Genomic DNA, 19611 nt, shown 5'->3' on the forward strand with positions numbered 1-19611 from the left:
CCTGTTCGACAAGACTAATTTCAATGATGTCAAAGATCTAAATGATCCCCTGATTCCGGGGCTTTTTGATTAATTGTTTAACTCGTCCCATTTTAACGGGACACTAATGTACTGTTTTCCATAATGTAAAACAGCTTAAGAAGCAGTATCCAGAATATTTTGCAATTAATGTTAATTTCAACAGCGTGCTCCATTCCTTGAACAGTGTCGGTGATATTCGTGATTTTATACTATGTGAGTTTGATAAAGAACCACGCATCACAGAATTGAATAGTTCAGGTGTCCGTAAGGATAAACGGCAGGAATTCGAATCTATGTACCGTAATAAATCGGAAAGTCTGTATCAGTCTGAAAATTATGAACGTATTTCCGAAGATATGTTTGTTGAGGAGCCTTCTACACATGAGCTACTTCTTTTTTTGTATCAATATAGTGGCAATGTTTTTAAGGATTATGTCGATCTTATATCTGATCCTGATAAGTATCCATATACTCCAACCGGAACGTGCTCGCCTTTTTCGAAAAAGATGTTTGTGACAGTAAATGGAAAAATCCTACAATGCGAGAAAATAGATCACCGTTTTTCTTTTGGAAATGTGTCGGAAGCAGGATTGGAACTCGATATTGATGCACTTGTAGTTAAGTACAACGCATATTTGGATAAAATGCAAAGGCAATGTTCGGCGTGTCAACGTAAACGTAACTGTATACAATGTATGTACTATATTGATACTATTGATGCTGATTCTCCTGTTTGCCAGAGTTTTATGAATGATGGTGATTTCAGTCGGTATGTTTCGCGTTGTCTGACACATTTACGGCTGCATCCAAACCTATACAGAAGACTTATGGAAGATGTCACTATCGAATAGATGTACGGAGGGAAAATCATGAACAAGAAATTGACTTTAAAGACTAGTGTGTTTTTATGGACAGATGACAACCACGGTTTTCTGTATGATTCCTCCAGCCATGAATTTTATAAGTTTCTCTTGTCGAAGTCTATAGCAGAATTATGTCACAATCTTCTTGTGCCTGAGAATTTATATTCGGTTTTCGCGGGGGAATATACTGGTGATATAGAGGTCGGAAAATTTATAGAAGAAGTTTTAAGGCGTGGATTCGGTATCCTTCAAGATGAGGATGATTTTCAGTACATGGTATCATTTCCTCCAATGCTAAATCTGTTGCATTCCTGGGAACGAATTAAAAAGAAAAAAGAATCACTAAATACCACTGTGCTTCACTATTTCACCTCACTTACGGTTTACACTGGGGGTGTTTGCCCAGATAACGGTTATTGCGAGCAGACTATTTATCCAGTGTGTTCCGTTTGTATATTGTCTGCTGAAAATATTATAGGTTTTCTTTCACGGGTTGATTCTCCTTATTTGTCTGAAATAAATATAGTATTCTCATCCATAGGTGATTATCCGGATATACATCGGCTTTTCGATTGGCTTGGAACACGTAGGAAGAAGATTACAATATATGTCAGGGCCGAGGATGCCGGTAATTCAGACGTTGTTGAGGAAGTGATAAAGAATGGTTTTAATGCAGTCTTATTGCATGCAGGTCTGGTCTTGACGGATTCTCGTATTATGAAACTGTCTTTAAGGCATGTGTTTCTTGTGACATCGGACGATAATTGTAAGAATGCAGAAGACATCTGTAAGCAGGATGGGATAACTGATTTTGTGTGTGTTCCGGTCTTTAATGGGAATAACTACGAATTTTTCAACGATTGCGTTTTTCTCAATGAAGAAGAAATATTACGTACGCGTTTGTCGAGACACGAAATTTTTACACATCAAGTAATAAACATAAATTATTTTGGACGATTGTTTCTGTTCCCTGACGGAAATGTTTTTGCCGGACCCGGTAAGTGTCCGGTAGGAAATATTCATGATACGGTATATTCGTTGATAATTTCCGAAATGGATAAGAATACAGCATGGCGTAAAACAAGGGATATGCTTGCTAGGTGTAAAACGTGCATATACCGGTATTTATGCCCGTCACCTTCCTCATATGAGGAAGTGATGGGCATTGATTGCATATGCACGGATAAGATAAAAAGAAAGGAGGTGGCTATGGTACCGCCTGAAAGTATTTTGTCCGGTATTGCGATTATGCATTGCCGGCAGTAGCCATGCTGTTGGTTTGCTGTAAACAAATTTGATAGAAAATGAAATGTGAATATTTAATAGATTTGAAAATGAATATAAAATTAAATGTTTTGGAAGAAAATCTTTCCAAAAAAGAGATGACCTCAATTGTCGGGGGGAGTGGCAGATGTGGCTGCGGCTGTAAATATGAATCCCAAGGTGGTTCTTCTACAGATGACAATTACATGGCAAATAACATTGCCGATATACCATATTCTCCAGATGTTCCAATAGAAGATCAATTGTATTCTGGCGGAATTTTGGATGGTGCTATAATAGTCGTAGATAAAGACGGAGGAAAAAATTAATGTGAGCAGCAAGGCCCTGTGCCATGACCAAATCACAGGGCCTTATGTATTCAGTATATCAAGTATGTCAATGTCATGAAAAATTCATTGTTGATAGCATTATTGTGTTTAATCTCACCGTCATTGTGTCTTGCTCAGCAGAATCCGTATGAGCTGTATCTGCCATTGGATTGGGATGAGACCAGGACCTTGGATTCGGCGTATGTCAGGGTAGAGTACAAAATGACATTCAGGGACGCGATACCATATTATACAAAAGACAAGGCTTATGTGGATACCTTTGATTTTCCTGAAGACAGATACATAACAGACAGGAGGATTGTAGAGATAGGCAAAGCGGTAAGGAAAGACTATAGTCTGGTAATGGAAAGCTGGGAACAGCTGTGCAAGAAACTTAAGGATGAAGGTAAAGATCCTGTTGGCTCGGACAAGGTGGCAAACCGGTTTGAATTGTTCGTTTACGAAGATGGGAAAACAGTACTTACCCAAAGAACCCTTATGTTCGGCCCGGTATTATTGTTAGAAGAAGATGAACCGGTATTCGTATGGGCTTTGACTGGCGATACTTCCACTGTGATGGGGTATGAATGTAACGGTGCTTCCGTATCTTTCGCAGGGAGGGATTACAAGGCATGGTTCTGTCCGGATTTGCCGATAGATGCCGGACCGTATAAGTTTTCCGGGCTTCCGGGATTGATATTGAAGGTGGAGGATATGTCCGGCAGTTACCTTTGGGAGGCGGTCGGAATCGAGCAGGGCAGTTGGCCGATATATGAGAAACAGATTCTTTTCGATAAATGTTCCCGTGAAAAATTCCATAAAACCATAGAAGGCATGTTTGCGCATCCGTATGCTTTTATGAATGCAATCGGGGTCAGACTCAGAATGGAGGACGGGAAAGGGAACGCAAGGGAGCCTGGAGAGTTTGAATCAAGCATTTCTTTATATTACGATCCTATTGAATTGAAATAAAAGCGAAAATCATGAAATTCAAAATTTTATTTTTTGTATTTGCCGCAACATTTATGTTTTCCTTCCACAATGTTTCGGCGCAAACATTTGTTGTACATACGGTAAAAACGGAAAAATGGCAAGTCATCCCGAATGCCTATGGGAACGGGATAGCTTTCGAAAATATTTTCGAAGCGATGGATGTGAATGAACAGGCTCTTATTGATGGGAGCAAGGCTGTTTATGTTGAGAGTTATCCGTCTGTTGCTGAAGGAGACAGGGAATTTGCAAGACTTACCGCATTGGTAGTCAAATCTGCAATTATTGTTAATGTGGGTTTTGCTAAGGAATTCATGTTCAGGACTTCTGTGAAAGATGAACCGTATGATGGCGATGGGAAAGAAGGGTATTATACGGTGACTGTAGAGATAAGGTAATGTGCATGGCAAGGTTCGTGACATTGTTGCTGGCAATGGTATTCTGCATCGTGTTTCCTTCGGAAATATCGGCGCAGGAGGCGGAATTGCCGGTAACGATAATCGAAGGCCGTGTTTCTTTTATTTCAAAAAATGATCCGGCAGTATGCTTTGTCATAGTCTATCGTATGTCTGACAAGGCTGCCATGGCTTATGCGGCTACTGACAAGGATGGAAATTATTCTGTTAGGTTTTCAACGGGTGCGGACAGTGTCATAGTGAGTGTTTCCGGTATGGGAGTCAAGACTGCAAGCAAGATAGTCCCTAATATGCCGTCCCGTTTGGATTTTAAGGTAGAAGAAGATGTCTTCAACTTGAAAGAGGCCTTGATAAAGGCTGAAAAAATCAAGATGAGCGGGGACACGCTTTCATATAATGTGGCGAGTTTCCGTTCCAGGGAAGATTTGGTAATAGAAGATGTCTTGAAAAAAATGCCGGGAGTGACGGTTTCCCGGAACGGAACCATATTATATAAGCAGAAACCGGTCAAAGCCGTAATGATAGATGGCATGGATTTGCTTAAAGGCCGGTACGGGATTGCGACGAGAAATATTTCCCCGGATCATATAGCGACAGTCGAAATATTGGAAAACCATCAGGTAGTGAAGGCCTTGCGCAACCTTGTCCCTTCTGATGACACGTATCTTAACCTTAAACTGAAAACATCGTCCAAAGGAGTGTTTTTGATTTCAGGTGTAGCAGGTGGAGGATACGATGGAAAAGGGTTATGGAATGCAGAAGTTGCAGGAATGTATTTCGGGCATTCTTCCCAGCATATCATAACAGGGAAAACCAACAATACCGGTAACGATTTGCGTTATGAACTGATGGACCACAATGGCGGTCTGCATTCGCTCGGCATGACACTGGCAAGTCCGACGTTGGCTTCGCCCCCGGCCATTTCCAAAGACAAATATTATTTCAATACTTCCTATTCGGCTTCAGTGAACGAACTGTTCAGAACGAAGAATGGGGATGATGTCAATGTAAATGTGTCATATTTCAATGATTCCGAAATACGTACCACTATGTCGGAAACCAGATGGATGCTGCCTGACTCCTCTGTCAATGTCATAGGCGAAGATATAAGAAACAGAATAGCGATGCAGAAAATCGATGCTGAAATCGGATATGTGTCAAACAGGAATAAAAACTATGTGCAGAACCATAATTTTTTCTCGGGGGAATTCAGTGATGCAGTTTCGCATGTAAACGGTGTGAGGCAAAATTTCAGATTGTCCTCCATAAAGGCGGCCAGTACGTTATCTATGATAAAAAGGTTTTCGGAAGATAATGCGTATGAATTGAATGCGAAGGTGATTTATGAGCACAAACCGTACTTTCTGCAAGTGGAACGGGATACTGGAGCCGTATCTGGGAGCCGTTTTTCCGGAGCTTTGCAGAATGTTTCTTCTGACGGGCTTGAGGCTTCTGTTTTTATGGCAGGGATGGTCAAGAAAAGGTTGTGGGGTATAACTTTTTCTCCTACTTTAGGCACTGTGTACAATATGGACCTGTTGGATTCCGGCTTGGAGTTGCCGCAAGCGGCCGTTCTGGACGGTATTCCGGTGGCGAATGATTTGATGATGCATCGTTTGCGTGTGGCTCCCGCCGTAAGGGCTTCGTATAATTCGATGCGTTTCGATGTTGAGGTATTCCTTCCTGTAGCATATCATTTCACTTCGCTCAGGAATCCGGGTTTTGCTTCGATGGACAGGCATAAGGTGTTTGTAGAACCGACACTTGAAATAAAATTCCGTCCATCGGCTTCAATGGATTTGGATTTCGGTTATTCGCTGTCATATTCGATGCCCGATTTTTCTGTTTTGTATGAAGGCGCGATTCTGAGAGATTACAAGAGCCTTACCCGGTATACGGCAGATCTGACCGAAGGGATAAGCAATTTCTTTTCTTTGTCGCTTGGATACAAGGATGTTCTCAATATGTTTTTCCTAAATATAAAGACGTCTTACTCCCTGTCGCTCCCGCGGATTCTCTACGGATATTATTTCGACGGGATATATTCGTCTTCCATAACGCATAGGACCGGTGAACTGTCCCATGTATTGTCGGCCGGGGCGGAGCTAAGCAAAGGAATCTATTGGAAAAACCTTAATATAAAAATGGCGCTCGGGGCTTCGTATGGGGATATGCCTTATTTAGGGCAGGAGCAGGTCGTGCGGATGGAGTCCCAGGCATATCAGGTTTCTGCCGGATTCAGTTTTTCTCCTTTCGATTTTTTGGGCGTGGAGTATGACGGCAATCTGTTGTGCTCGCTCGTCTCGCAAGGTTCGGGGGAAAACCTTGAGCCGCTGCTGACAAATTCCAATCAGCTTAAACTGGCGTTCCGCATACCAGGGGGAGTCGGCCTCGAATTGATTGGCGACCATTATTATAATAATGCTTCATCCGGCCGGAAATCATTCGTGCTTTTTGATGCGGGTATAACTTATTCCTATAAAAAATTACGTTGGGTGCTGTCGTGCTCCAATCTGTTGGATACTCGTAATTACGTTTATTCTGTATTGTCTGCCGGAAGCAGTTTCAGGACCGATTATTTGATAAGGCCAAGGGCTTTCCTGCTTAAAATGTATGTGACATTCTGATTTTTTCGTAACTTGCCCGGAAAATTCATAAAGTCCATGAAACAAGTATCCGAAGACCTTGTCCGTTATGTCGAGACGGAAATCCTGCCACGCTACGATGCCTTCGACCCGGCACACAGGCGTGACCATATATTGAAAGTGATTGACAACAGCATGGCCCTTGCCGTGCATTTCGATGTGAATCCCGACATGGTTTATGCCATAGCCGCATATCATGACCTCGGCGTGGCAAAGGGGCGGGAGAGGCACCATATCGAATCCGGAATCATCGTAGAAAACGACCCCGCCTTGAAGCGCTGGTTCTCCCCCGGGCAGATTCAGGTCATGAAGGAGGCTGTCGAAGACCACAGGGCCTCGAATACATGGGAGCCGCGTTCGATTTACGGGAAAATAGTTGCGGAAGCCGACCGGGACATAGTGCCCGAGCAGGTAATCAGAAGGACGGTGCAGTACGGCAAGGCCAATTATCCGGAGATGGACAAGGAGCGGCAGTGGGAGCGTTTCTTAAAACATATCGAAGGAAAATACGGTCCGGAAGGTTATCTTCATCTGTGGCTGCCCCAGTCGCCTAATGCGGCCAGGCTCGATGAGCTGCGCGGAATCATCGCGGACAAGAAAATGCTGAGGGAAAAATTCGAACTGTATTATCGGCAGTCGTAGGCTTGCGTGCAGTTGTGTGGCGGCCCGTCATGCGTTGAGGAATTCCTGGATTTTTCCGGCAGTTTCGTCCACGGCCTTTTCGAGGCTGTCGTTCACGATTACGGTGTCGAATCTGTCGGCGTAGCCGTTTTCCTCTTCTGCCTTGGCTATGCGCTTTTCAATCGATTCGGGGCTGTCCGTCCCTCGCGAAAGGAGCCGGCGGCGCAGTTCTTCCACCGAAGGGGCCATGATGAATATTGCAAGCGCGTCCTTCCCGAAAATGCGTTTCAGATTCATGCCTCCCTTTACATCGATGTCGAAGACAATCGTTTTGCCCTTCGCCCAGATACGTTCGAGCTCCGATTTCAGGGTGCCGTAGTAGGAACCCGAATAAACCTCTTCATATTCTACGAAAGCTTCTTCGGAAATCATTTTTCTGAAAGTTTCGGCAGAGAAAAAATAATATTCCTTCCCGTGTCTTTCGTTTCCCCTCGGGGAGCGCGATGTCGCGGATATCGAAAATTCGAGTTGGGGGAATTTTTCAAGCATTTTTCCGACAATCGTGCTTTTTCCGGAACCGGACGGGGCTGAGAATATGATTACTTTTCGGTTATTCATTTTCCTGTTTGTAAATTTTTACAAAAATAGTAATTTTGTAGAATATTTAATTTTTGAGAATATGGTATCTTATAAAGATCTCGGCCTGGTGAATACACGCGACATGTTCGCCAAGGCAATCAAAGGGGGATATGCCATTCCCGCTTTCAATTTCAACAATATGGAACAGTTGCAGGCTATAGTGCAGGCCGCTGCGGAAACCAAGTCCCCTGTGATTCTCCAGGTGTCCAAGGGAGCGCGCCAGTATGCCAATGCCACCCTGCTGCGTTATATGGCCGAAGGTGCCGTCGAATATGCCAAGGAATTGGGATGGGAGCATCCTCAGATAGTGCTCCATCTCGATCACGGCGATTCGTTCGAATTGTGCAAAAGCTGTGTAGACATGGGATTTTCGTCAGTGATGATTGACGGCTCGCACCTCCCTTACGATGAAAATGTGGCTTTGACCAGGAAGGTGGTGGACTATGCCCACAAATACGATGTGACCGTGGAAGGCGAGCTCGGCGTGCTGGCCGGTGTCGAGGACGATGTAAAGGCGGAGCACCATACCTATACCCGTCCTGAAGAAGTGGTGGATTTCGTGACCAAGACCGGCTGCGACTCGCTTGCGATTTCGATAGGCACTTCGCACGGCGCATACAAGTTCAAACCTGAACAGTGCCATGTGGATCCGGCTACGGGACGTCTCGTTCCTCCTCCGCTGGCTTTCGATGTGCTCGAAGGCGTGATGAAGGAACTTCCGGGCTTCCCTATAGTGCTTCACGGCTCTTCGTCCGTGCCTCAGGAGGAAGTCGATACTATCAATAAATACGGAGGAAAGCTCGAAGCGGCCATAGGCATACCTGAAGATGAGCTCCGCAAGGCTGCATCGATGGCTGTATGCAAGATAAACATCGATTCGGATTCAAGGCTTGCCATGACTGCGGCGGTACGCAAGGTGCTTGCGGAACATCCGGGCGAATTCGACCCGCGCAAATATCTCGGACCGGCCCGCGATAACATGAAGAAGCTGTATATCCATAAGATTGTAAACGTCCTCGGGTCCAACGGAAAGGCCGAATAATCCATAGAGCCATGAAGTTCAGGTTAGGGTGGAGCAGGATAGTGCTGGCGATATATGTACTGCTCTTGGTTGTTACGTATGTTCTGATGAGAAAAGACATCGTAGGCGAGGTGTTTACGGGTATAGTCTTTTCGTGGCAGCTGCTCATTCTGTTCCTCGGTCTGGCAAGGATTACTACCAGGCCGGTGGCCCTGGGCCTGATTCTGACTTTTGTCGGGGCTTTTACCCTTCTGCCGCTGTTCACGGATGTCTTTCCTGTGCTTACAGGCCTCGTGTCCAATCAGAAGTTCTGGATCATAGTGCCGGTATTCGTCGCCGCGGTAATCATTGTGTCGGAGATAGTGCGCTATTGCCGTGCCAAAGTCGAGAAACGCCTCAGGCCTGCCGTACAGTCAGGTCTCGGCGAGGACGGAATGCTGTATGAGAGGGTTTCTTTCGCTTCGCGCAACTGCATTGTGGAGGAAGGCGTTCTTACGGGAGGAAATGTCCATGTGAATTCAGGTACTGCCGTAATCGATTTGTCCCGCTGTTCCCTTGCCGACGGGATTTCCGTGATTGACGTGGATATAATCATGGGTTCTGTCTGTCTGGTACTCCCTCATGACTGGTATGTCGAACTGAGGACGTCCGGTTTTGCCGGGAAAGCCCGGGATACGAGGTCCGGGGCGGAAAGGACGGCTTCGCGGACATTGTTGGTTAAAGGCAATATTACTTTCGGCTCCCTCATCGTGAAGGAGGCCGATCTGGATTGAAAATCATTTTATTATGAAAAACAGTTTATATTATTTTCTTATGGCGGCGGCAGCGGTATGTTCCGCCTGCGAGCATGAAGTTTCCATCGAATCCTACGATGTAGTCCCGGAACCGCAATCCGTCCGGATGGATGAAGGGTTCTATACTTTGGACAAAGCCAGTGTCATCGTTTACGCTGATGCTTCCGGTGATTCGTGTACGGATGCATCCATGGCAAGAAACGCCTCCTTCCTCCAGCATTACCTGTTGGAAGATACCGGCATAGAACTCAAGGCCGTTCCGGCATCGTCGCTTCCGGATGGAGGCAACCGCATAAGTCTCGAACTTGTTCCTGCGGATACGGAGGGACTTCCGTCGGGAGACAGCATGCGTGTGGCTGATTCATATTCGTTGGAAATAGCCCCGGACGGGATAACAGTGAGCGGGCATTCTCCGGCAGGAATCTTTTACGGGGTGCAGACATTGAGGAAGATTGTCTCGGTACCTTGCGATGACGAAGGTGTCCCTTACGCTTCGAAAGCATTCTGCCATCTCAGTGTGAAAATAGCCTGTGGGACGGTTGAGGACATGCCGCGTTTCCAGTACAGGGGTACCCATCTGGACGTGGCAAGGCACATGTTCCCGGTAGAGTTCATAAAGAGATACATAGATATACTCGCCCTGCACAATATAAACGTCCTGCACTGGCACATCTCGGATGACCAGGGCTGGCGCATCGAAATCAAGAGCCGGCCTGAGCTGACGGAAAAGGGGGCATACCGCAGCGGTACCGTCATAAGGAAGGAGTGGGGGACTTCGGACGGCATCCCTTATGGAGGCTATTATACCCAGGAAGAGGCAAGGGAGATAGTAAGATATGCCGCCGAGCGCTATATTACAGTGATTCCCGAAATAGACATGCCGGGGCACATGCTGGCTGCCCTTACCGCCTACCCTGAACTGGGCTGTACCGGAGGTCCTTACGAGGTATGGACCCGTTGGGGTGTCGCAGATGACGTGCTGTGCGTGGGCAAGGAAGAGACCTTCGATTTTCTTGAGGACGTATATACCGAGATAATGGACATTTTCCCTTCCAAGTACATCCATATCGGCGGTGACGAGTGCCCTAAGGTGCGTTGGGAAACCTGTCCGGTATGTCAGGCGAAGATAGCCGAACTCGGTCTGAAAGACGATGCGGAGCATACTGCCGAGGAAAGATTGCAGAGTTATGCCGTCGAGCGTGTGGAGAAATTCATCAACTCCAAAGGCCGCAGCATCATAGGATGGGACGAGATACTTGAAGGCGGGCTTGCCCCGAATGCTACCGTGATGTCGTGGACGGGGACCGAGGGTGGACGTCTTGCCGCACACATGGGACATGATGTGATAATGGTTCCGGCATCTTATTTTTATCTCAATTTCCACCAGTCCGACGATATAGAGCACGAACCTTTCGGAATCGGCGGATATGTTCCGATTGAAAAGGTCTATTCTTTCGACCCTATTCCGGACGACCTGAAAGGAACGGAAAAGGCTTCCCATATCATAGGGGTGCAGGCCAATCTGTGGACTGAATATATCAAAACTACCGAACATGCCGAATATATGCTGCTTCCGAGGCTCGCTGCCGTTTCGGAAGTGCAGTGGTCGGCCCAGGACAAGAGGGATTTCGATGATTTTTCGAGAAGGCTGAGGAATCTCGTTCCGATATATGATCTGTACGGTTACAATTATGCTTTACGCATTTTCGATGTGCGTGACAGGATTCATCCTAATCCCGAAACCGGCATGATCGAGGTAGAACTGTATACCATGATGGGCGGCAGTGATATTTATTATACGCTTGACGGCTCGTCCCCTCTCGGCGCAGACTCCGTGTCTGTTTCCGGGTCCGCTTTGCGTTACGAAGGGCCTTTGTCCATCGGAAGCGACTGTGTTTTAAGGGCCGTGTCGTTTTCCGACAAGGGCGTGAGCCGTGAATATGTAAAAAGTTTTACGGTAAACAAGGCTACGGCGAGCAGGATAGAACTCCTGGCTCCGGTCAGGAAGAATTACGGCGACGGTGATGTCACGAGGCTGGTCGACGGCGTAAAGGGAAGGTTCAATTACGAGAGCGGGGAATGGATTGCCAGCTATGGCAACGACATGCGCGTGCTGATAGACCTCGGTGAAGAGACCGGGATTTCGAAAGTAATATTCGATGTGCTTGTAAACAAGGGCGAATGGATTCTTGACGCCCGCGAGGCTTCCGTTGAGGTTTCTTCGGACGGCAGGCGTTTCGAAAAGGTCGCCCGTGAAGATTTCGGAGTGATGTCCGAGGATGACGAAGACGGCATTGCCGTACATGAACTGTCCTTCCCTCAGAGGCAGGCAAGGTATGTCAGGCTGACAGTGAAGCCCGAATACTCTATGCCGTCATGGCATCCGGGGAAAGGCAACAGGTCTTTTGTCTTTGTCGATGAAATATGTGTATTTTAGTTTAAATAATAATTATGAAAAATCTTCTTAAAATCAGTGCGGCTGCTGCCTGTGTATCGTTGGCGTTTATGGCCGCATCGTGCAACCGGCCTTTCCACAAGCCGGACCAGGATCTTTTAAAATATGAATTGAGGGGCAATGTGGCCTCAGTGCGCTCCATACCGTATTCTGTCGATTCGGTGGCCGGTGGCTATGAAATCTCGGGTGTAGAGGCTTCCATGAATAATATCTGTGCCGAATTCAACGAGGACGGGATGGTTACCAGGCTCCAGCGTTTCAACAGGAACGGCGATTTGGTTTCGACCCAGGAAAACACCTACAATCCCGACGGTCTGATTGCAGAATCCGTTATAACTTCGGCTGCGGGCGAAACGGTCGAAAAATCCGTGTATGTATACAAGGCAGGACGTCTGGCTTCTTTGACGGTAACTGATGCCCAGGACAGTCTGAAAAAATATGAGACGTATAAATATTACGGTCTGGACAGCCTAAAGGCGACGTTTTCCTACAAGGAAGGTGAGACAGCCGGTTACCGCATAATGGCATATGATGAAAACGGACACAATACGGCCAATATAACCTATTCTTCGAAGAACGGCAAGGTGCTCAGCCGTTTCGATTTGGAATATGACAGTCTCGGCCGCAGCGTATCGGTCAAGTCAGACAACATATTCTTCGGTGAGATGAACAGCGAAATGACCTATGACGAAGGTGGCCAGCGTTCATCCCTCCTGATGGTCAGCAACAGAGGCGAAACCCTGTTTTCTTTCAAATTCAAGGTCGATTCGGTCGGAAACTGGGTTGAGCGCGAAACATACAGGGATGACGAGCCGAGGCCTTTGAGGGTGGAAAAAAGGGAAATCGTATACAGATAATGGCTTTCACCGGGGCGACAGGGCGGAATCTTACCGTCTCGCCTCGCGTTTGTCCCAATCCATCCACATTTCGGCAGGATATCTCCAGCTGTCCTCCAAAGCGGCGCTGAGGATTTTGTTCGAAAATACAAGAAGTTCAGATTCGGGTTCAATAGCCCTGAAACCATTTGCATATCCCTCCGGTACGTAGAGCACACGGCTCGTGCCGGAGGTTAATGTATATGTTTCCGCATGAAGGTCTGGTGAAGGATGTTCCCAGTCGTCAATCTTGACGAAAGCCCCTGTAAAGGCCCCTTTTATGCAGTAAAACCATTTTTTCTCATGCTGGTGGGCATGCCATGCCCTGATGATATCGCATTTTTCCTGATGGATGATATAAAACCTTTCGATTTCGCTCATGTCCAAATCATTCACATGGGATATGCTCCCTCTGTAGTCTGTCGATATCCCTCCTTCTATGAAATGTATTTTTTGTGTCTGCATATATTTTTCGGTTCCTGATTGACGTTTATCTATGTTATTCATTGTTCTTTCAAAGTCTTACTGTTATCCTTGATTTTATGTCAGCTGACGAGGCTCCTGCCATGATTTCGAATTCATCTTTTCTCATGGTAAAGGTGATATTTGTGGATTCTCCTGGTCCGAGACATATATTGGCCGTTGCCACGATGATGGCAACGGCCAGGAAAAGCAAGGCGGGCTTTCTTATTTACGGCATTACGAGGAATGCGGCCGCGAAGGTGAGGATGGCGTAAAGTTCCGGATACACTCCGAGTATGAGTGAACTCGAAAAGGCATTTACGCCGTTGCCCATGGCGGTGATTCCGTTTGCCACGAAACCGGCCTGGCGTATGGCCGACATCAGGCCTACAAAGCCCAAGCCGAGTCCTGCGGCGAATATGGCCAGTCCCTGAACCAGTGTCAGAGGGTCGGCCAGCCCCTGGATGCTGTTGTTCAATATGAAGAACGCTGCAAAGCCGTAAAGTCCCTGTGTGGCCGGGAATGCGCATAGAATCAATGCTTTGCTGAAAATGTCAGGGTTTTTCTTCATAGCCCCGATAGTGGCGTTTCCCGCCATAGTCACTCCGATTGCCGAACCGATGCCTGAAAGCGCAAGCATTACGGCGAGGCCTATGTAGGCCAGAATCAATGGTAATGTCTCCATGTTTCGAATACTTTTAATTATTATTTTGATTTTCCTTTATCTTATCTTTTTTCCAGCGGCCTGTACGGGCGCCCGCCGCCTGTAAAGCCGACATTTTTATAAAATTCCACAAATGTGAGCCTCATCGGGTGTACGAAGGCTCCGAGGCAGGCTATGAATATGGTCAGGCTGTGGCCAATGAGCAGGAGCAGTACCGTAAGCACCCATCCTACGTACGGTATCCCGCTGAGCTGGAAGGCCATCGCATTGAATACCATGCCGAGTATGCCTCCGGACATTCCGAGCCCGAACAGCCTTATATAGGACAGGACATCGCCCAACAGGCCGGTGACATCGTATACGGATGTGATGCCCTTCCCTATGCGTTTGAAAATGTTTTTGCTGAGACTTGAGAAAAACAGGATGCAGACTCCCGCAAAGCCGAGCAGGGAATAGCTCAAGGCCGGCGACATAATCTCTATGGCTCCTTTGCTGTTCCATTCAGTGAATGCGAGGGCGGCCCACAGCGTGAATGCGGCCCAGCCGAAGTTGGACAGGCCTGCCTGCCATCCTTGTTTTACGGTGGCGTATACTCCTGCGATAATACGGGCGAATACCAGCTGGACTATGCCGAATATCAGTGAAAACCAGAACAGCTGCATGTCTGTTAGGAACATTCCCCGCAATTTGTCGGACATCGGCAGTATGTCGTAAAGTTTTGCTCCGAATACAGTACCGCTAAGCATCGGCATTATTATGGAGCCGACTCCCAAAAGGGCGACGAGTGTCCCGATATTCGCCATTTTCGGCATCTTGAAATGTATCGCGATTCCGGCAGCGAGCAGGATGAGCCCGTATCCGAGATCGCCGACACAAAGTCCGAAGAAAAGCATGTAGAACGGGGCGAAAAACGGGGTGAGGTCGAGCTCGTCGTAGCGCGGAAGCAGGTAAAGGCTTCCGATAGGCTCGAATGCACGGGCGAACCAGTTGTTCTTCAATTGTACCGGAGGATTGTCCTCGGCGGTAGCCTCTTCGGCGAGATAATAGACGTCCTGCGTGTCGAGGAATGCTTCTATGTCGCTGCGTTTTTCTGCCGGTGCGAAGCCTTCGAGGACGGAAATATGGTCTTCCGCGGCTGTTCCGGCCGATTTGCGCGCCAGATACTGGTCAAGGCGGTAAAGTTCTTCGCGATAGCTGGCACCGATGCTTTCCTCCCGGCCTTTGAGGAAGAGCATGCGGCCCTTCTGTTCCGTTAGCTCCCCGTGCAGCCTTTCCGCCTCGGCCTTCAATTCGTTCACTGATGCCGCCGGCGGCTGGATTTCCTTTGCGGGCAGGGAGATTTCCCCTCCCTTTGGAGAAAGGACGACGAACCAGACGTTTTCCTTTTTTTCTATTATCTGGATGATATATTCGTTTTCCCAGTTTTCGTCATAACGTCCTGCCGGTATTCGGAAAAATCTGACATCGTAGCCGAGGGCCCCGATTCTGTCAATATCTTCTTTCGTATATTCTCCCCAAATCGAGGCCGCCTGCATTTCCTTTTCACAGTTCCGGATGGCTTCAGTGAGGCTGCCGATGCGCGCTTCGGTTTCTTCGAAGGCGGAGATGCAGTCGGCGGGTTCCTCGCATTTTGAGGCGATTTTTTCCATTTCGGGAAAATCGGGGTCGTTCGCGAAAGACAGTTTCCCGAGTTTTTTCATTACGTTCCTGTAACGCGAAATCCTGTCGAGCATCAGGGCCGAGCTCTCGTCCACGGCCTTCGAGGAGCGGGTTATGTCCATGACTCCGAGGCTGCTCAGCCTGTCAAGGAAGCCGTCCCTGTCCCCGCTGAGCAGGATAAATGAATATTTTGTCATTTTCCTAATCATGGCTTTCTTCCTCCTCCGTTTCGTGACGTGTCTTGACTATCTTCTGGGCTGCCTTGGACAGGTTTTCCTCGTCTTCCATGAAGCGTTTTATCTTCAATATGGCTTCCTGGTAGCCGGGAATCTGAACTTTTTCATACAGGTTGACCTTCTGCGTGGTCTTTTTCCTCTGGAAATCGAGTATTTTGCTTCTCGCGGCAAATATTTCCGATTCGATTCCGAGGGCTGCCATCTTCTTCAGTATCCTGACTCCGTCGGCAAACCAGGCCGGTTTGGAAAATGCATTGAAGTCGCGGATTTCCCAATCGATGCCTTTCAGCTCGGGAATCTTCACTCCGGCGATTTTCACTGTATCCACTTCTATGTCCTTTACGGAAATCAGACCGGGCTCGAATTCGTTCCAAAGCGCAGCGATGCCGTCGTATTCCTTGATGGATGCTTCCAATTGCCGTTCAAGCTCGTCCGAGCGGGATTTTGCCTTGCGGACTTCGAGTCTGAGGGCCGATTCCTTGTTTTTCAAGGTAGGAAGGGCCCTTGTGCGGACTTTCAGCTGCTTGGTAATCTCGTTCAGCGAGGTCTTGTTGTATTGAAACTTTATAGCCATCCTGTCATGCTTTTCCTTTCCAGTATCTGGAGATGAATTCTTCCTTTATTCCTGTTTCGGCTTTCGTGAAATATTTTCCGAAAAGCCTCCATGCCGTATCGAGCATTTCATCTATGCTTATGTTGACATCGATTGCCAGCAGTTCCGTGGAATATTCCTTTGCATAGTCGAGGCAGCGCAAATCATAGTCGCTCAGGTCGAAACCGTTTTCGAGCTTGGTCTTTGCATTCGCCGCATCCGAATACAGGCGGACGGCGGCGTTCATCACCTGGCTGTGGTCTTCGCGTGTCTGTTTCCCTATTACCAGCTGTTTTAGCCTCGACAGGGAACGGAACGGGTCTATGATGATCTTTCCGGTATCCGTATCGGTCCGGAGGTAAAGCTGCCCTTCGGTGATATATCCCGTGTTGTCAGGTATTGCGTGGGTTATGTCCCCGTCGTTAAGGGTGGTAACGGCGATAATCGTGATGGAGCCTCCGTCCGGAAGCTGTACCGCCTTTTCATAAATCTTTGCAAGGTCGGAGTACAGGGAGCCCGGCATGGAGTCTTTCGACGGAATCTGGTCCATCCTGTTGCTTACGATGCACAGGGCATCGGCGTAGAGTGTCATGTCGGTCAGCAGAACCAGGACTTTTTCGTTTTTGTCCACGGCAAAATATTCGGCCGCTGTAAGGGCCATGTCCGGAATCAGAAGCCTTTCCACAGGCGGCTGTTCCGTGGTATTGACGAAGCTGACAATCTTGTCGAGGGCCCCGGCGGATTCGAATTGCTGTCTGAAATAGAGATAGTCGTCGTTGGAGAGCCCCATTCCCCCGAGGATGATTTTGTCCACATCGGCCCTGAGCGCCACCTGCGCCATTACCTGGTTATATGGCTGGTCTGGGTCGGCAAAGAAAGGAATCTTCTGTCCGGAGACTATGGTATTGTTGAGGTCGATGCCTGCGATGCCGGTCGGAATCAGTTGCGATGGCTGTTTCCTTTTGTAAGGGTTGACCGACGGTCCTCCGATCTGCCTGCGTTCCCCGCGGACTTCAGGGCCTCCGTCTATCGGTCTGCCGTATGCGTTGAAAAAGCGGCCGGCAAGCCCGTCGCCGACTTCGAGCACCGGAGGTTCGCCGAGGAAAACGACTTCCGCATTTGTCGGTATGCCTTCCGTTCCCGAATATACCTGCAAGGTCACGGTATCGCCCTTGATTTTCACGACCTGGCCGAGACGTCCGTCCACTACGGCGAGTTCGTCGTTGGATACCCCTGCCGCTTTCAGGGATACGGTGGCCTTGGTGATGCCGTCCAGTCTGGTATATATCCTTTGGTATGCCTTATTTGCCATTTTCTTCAATTTTTTCTTTGATTAAAGCCTCGTATTTTCTGAAATCCCCGCTTCCGAATTCGGAATAGTTCATCTGCCTTGCCCAGTTGATTATCTCCTTGAAGTATGTCCCGCATTCTTCGAAGTCTTCGAAAACGAAGTCCCTGGAGCAGATGCCGAGCACGAAGTCCAGCATGTATTTCTGCCTTTCCATCGGGCACAGGCTGTCCACCTTGTCGAAGGCGTCCTGCTGCAATATCACGAAATCTATCAGTTCGCTTTTCCAGTAAATCTCATGGTAGCTCATCGGTACTCCGTCGTCTCCGAGGATGTTTATCTGTTCGTATGTCTCCTTTCCGCGCCTGATGATGTTTTTCAGCGTATTAACCTTGTCCGTCCAGCCTTCCTCTACGGTTTTCGAAAGAAATTCCTGTATTTCCGGATATTCAAGGTATTTCGAATAGGATTCGATAGGGTTCACTGCCGGATATCTTTTCTTGTCGGCCCTGCTCTGTTCGAGGGCATAGAAGCAGCGTGCGGCCTTTTTCGTGGATTCGGTCACCGGTTCCTTCAGGTTTCCTCCCGCCGGGGAAACGGTCCCGATGAATGTTACCGAGCCGGTCCTGCCGTTGTTCAGCACAACCATTCCCGCCCGTGAGTAGAAATTGGAGATTATCGAGGACAGGTCGACAGGGAATGCGTCGGCCCCCGGAAGTTCTTCCATGCGGTTGCTCATTTCCCTCAGGGCCTGTGCCCACCTCGATGTGGAGTCGGCAAGCAGCAGTACTTTCAGGCCCATTGCACGGTAATATTCGCAGATGGTCATAGCCGTGTATACCGAGGCTTCGCGTGCGGCCACGGGCATGTTGGAGGTGTTGCAGATGATTGTAGTCCGTTCCATGAGCTTCCTCCCGGTACGCGGGTCCACCAACTGGGGGAATTCCGTAAAAATCTCGACTACCTCGTTCGCGCGCTCCCCGCAGGCCGCCATTACGATTACTTCGGCATCACCCTGCTTTGCGATTGCGTGCTGCAATACTGTCTTTCCGCAGCCGAAAGGCCCCGGTATGAATCCTGTGCCTCCTTCCGCTATGGGGTTCAGGGTGTCGATGGTCCTAACCCCTGTCTGCATTATCTTGTCAGGCCTCGGTTTCTCCGCATAGCCTCCGACGGCTATCTTTACGGGCCATTTCTGTGTCATCGTCACCTCGATGTCCCTGTCGTCCGCACCGGTAAGCACTGCTATCACGGTATCTATATTATATGCCCCGGCTTCCTTTACGGATTTAACGGTGAACTCGCCCGTGAATGAAAACGGCACCATTATTTTGTGCGGAAGCCAGCCTTCTTCCACCTCTCCGAGCCAGTCCGCAGCCTTTACCCTGTCGCCCGGCTTTGCGAGCGGCTTGAACTCCCACAGTTTCGAATGGTCGAGAGGAGGGGTGTATTCCCCCGGTCTGAGGAACACGCCTGTCATGGAGGCGAGGTTGTTCTGGAGGCCGTCGTAGCAGCTCGAAAGCAGGCCCGGCCCGAGCGTGGCTTCGAGCATGTGCCCTTCGAATTCCACCTTGCTTCCGTTCTTCAGGCCCCTCGTGCTTTCATATACCTGCACTGCGGCGTATCTTCCGTTTATCTTGATTACTTCGGCCATCAGCCGGTTGCCGGCGGCATCGATGAAACAGATTTCATTCTGGGCTACCGGCCCTTCGGTTTCGATTGTAACCAAGTTGGATATGATTCCAGTGACTTTTCCAGTGCTTTTCATATCTATTTAT

General features: G+C 48.3%; 18 protein-coding genes. 11 read left to right on the forward strand and 7 right to left on the reverse strand.

The genetic code is table 11. The annotated features are described in order from the left end of the window. Nucleotides 1–197 precede the first annotated feature (197 nt). The 7 genes from B5F83_RS09245 to B5F83_RS09275 all read left to right on the forward strand — a co-directional run bounded on the left by B5F83_RS09245 (nt 198) and on the right by B5F83_RS09275 (nt 7169). A complete protein-coding gene (locus tag B5F83_RS09245) occupies nt 198–872 on the forward strand; it encodes an SPASM domain-containing protein (RefSeq protein ID WP_087280182.1) in 675 nt (224 codons plus the stop codon). 18 nt (nt 873–890) lie between these two features. Next, nucleotides 891–2150: a hypothetical protein gene (locus tag B5F83_RS09250; RefSeq protein ID WP_143822520.1), complete on the forward strand. Its 1260-nt coding sequence runs from the start codon at nt 891–893 to the stop codon at nt 2148–2150. Between the two features lie 38 nt (nt 2151–2188). Next, entirely contained in the window at nt 2189–2476 is a 288-nt protein-coding gene (locus tag B5F83_RS09255) for a TIGR04149 family rSAM-modified RiPP (protein ID WP_087280175.1), read from the forward strand. 75 nt (nt 2477–2551) lie between these two features. Then, a complete protein-coding gene (locus tag B5F83_RS09260; RefSeq protein ID WP_087280173.1) occupies nt 2552–3448 on the forward strand; it encodes a GLPGLI family protein in 897 nt (298 codons plus the stop codon). An 11-nt stretch (nt 3449–3459) separates the two neighbouring features. Next, a complete protein-coding gene (locus tag B5F83_RS09265; RefSeq protein ID WP_143822521.1) occupies nt 3460–3864 on the forward strand; it encodes a hypothetical protein in 405 nt (134 codons plus the stop codon). Nucleotides 3865–3869: 5 nt separating this feature from the next. Continuing rightward, nucleotides 3870–6509, forward strand: coding sequence for a hypothetical protein (locus B5F83_RS09270; RefSeq protein ID WP_143822522.1), 2640 nt, complete (start codon nt 3870–3872; stop codon nt 6507–6509). Nucleotides 6510–6545: 36 nt separating this feature from the next. Continuing rightward, entirely contained in the window at nt 6546–7169 is a 624-nt protein-coding gene (locus tag B5F83_RS09275; RefSeq protein ID WP_087280195.1) for an HD domain-containing protein, read from the forward strand. A 27-nt stretch (nt 7170–7196) separates the two neighbouring features. Here B5F83_RS09275 and gmk read toward each other — a convergent pair whose 3' ends face one another. Continuing rightward, entirely contained in the window at nt 7197–7766 is a 570-nt protein-coding gene (gene gmk, locus B5F83_RS09280) for a guanylate kinase (protein ID WP_087280162.1), read from the reverse strand. A gap of 61 nt (nt 7767–7827) precedes the next feature. Here gmk and B5F83_RS09285 point away from each other — a divergent pair, with 61 nt between their 5' ends. From B5F83_RS09285 to B5F83_RS09300, 4 genes are read left to right on the forward strand one after another with little or no spacing between them, the layout of a single operon-like run. Further along, a complete protein-coding gene (locus B5F83_RS09285) occupies nt 7828–8829 on the forward strand; it encodes a class II fructose-bisphosphate aldolase (RefSeq protein WP_087280159.1) in 1002 nt (333 codons plus the stop codon). An 11-nt stretch (nt 8830–8840) separates the two neighbouring features. Next, on the forward strand, nt 8841–9581 hold the full coding sequence (locus tag B5F83_RS09290; RefSeq protein WP_143822523.1) for a LiaF domain-containing protein: 741 nt from the start codon (nt 8841–8843) through the stop codon (nt 9579–9581). A 13-nt stretch (nt 9582–9594) separates the two neighbouring features. Further along, nucleotides 9595–12039 carry a family 20 glycosylhydrolase gene (locus tag B5F83_RS09295; protein ID WP_087280153.1) on the forward strand — a complete coding sequence of 815 codons (2445 nt, stop codon included), beginning with the start codon at nt 9595–9597 and terminating at the stop codon, nt 12037–12039. A 14-nt stretch (nt 12040–12053) separates the two neighbouring features. After that, entirely contained in the window at nt 12054–12914 is an 861-nt protein-coding gene (locus tag B5F83_RS09300; RefSeq protein ID WP_087280150.1) for a hypothetical protein, read from the forward strand. Nucleotides 12915–12944: 30 nt separating this feature from the next. Here B5F83_RS09300 and B5F83_RS09305 read toward each other — a convergent pair whose 3' ends face one another. From B5F83_RS09305 to B5F83_RS09335, 6 genes are all read right to left on the reverse strand, one after another. Continuing rightward, nucleotides 12945–13397, reverse strand: coding sequence for a dTDP-4-dehydrorhamnose 3,5-epimerase family protein (locus tag B5F83_RS09305; RefSeq protein WP_087280191.1), 453 nt, complete (start codon nt 13395–13397; stop codon nt 12945–12947). A gap of 226 nt (nt 13398–13623) precedes the next feature. Then, the gene (locus B5F83_RS09315; protein ID WP_087280147.1) at nt 13624–14079 is read right to left on the reverse strand and encodes a V-type ATP synthase subunit K; all 456 of its coding nucleotides are present in this window, start codon (nt 14077–14079) and stop codon (nt 13624–13626) included. Nucleotides 14080–14120: 41 nt separating this feature from the next. Then, entirely contained in the window at nt 14121–15914 is a 1794-nt protein-coding gene (locus B5F83_RS09320) for a V-type ATPase 116kDa subunit family protein (protein ID WP_158094207.1), read from the reverse strand. A 4-nt stretch (nt 15915–15918) separates the two neighbouring features. Further along, nucleotides 15919–16527: a V-type ATP synthase subunit D gene (locus B5F83_RS09325; RefSeq protein ID WP_087280142.1), complete on the reverse strand. Its 609-nt coding sequence runs from the start codon at nt 16525–16527 to the stop codon at nt 15919–15921. A gap of 4 nt (nt 16528–16531) precedes the next feature. Beyond that, nucleotides 16532–17857 carry a V-type ATP synthase subunit B gene (locus B5F83_RS09330; RefSeq protein WP_087280188.1) on the reverse strand — a complete coding sequence of 442 codons (1326 nt, stop codon included), beginning with the start codon at nt 17855–17857 and terminating at the stop codon, nt 16532–16534. Then, the gene (locus tag B5F83_RS09335) at nt 17847–19601 is read right to left on the reverse strand and encodes a V-type ATP synthase subunit A (protein WP_087280139.1); all 1755 of its coding nucleotides are present in this window, start codon (nt 19599–19601) and stop codon (nt 17847–17849) included. Before B5F83_RS09335 ends, B5F83_RS09330 begins: the two co-directional genes overlap by 11 nt. Between the last annotated feature and the right edge of the window lie 10 nt (nt 19602–19611).

Origin of the sequence: Muribaculum sp. An289, assembly GCF_002159555.1 — a bacterium.
GTDB classification, from domain to species: domain Bacteria; phylum Bacteroidota; class Bacteroidia; order Bacteroidales; family UBA932; genus Merdivivens; species Merdivivens faecigallinarum.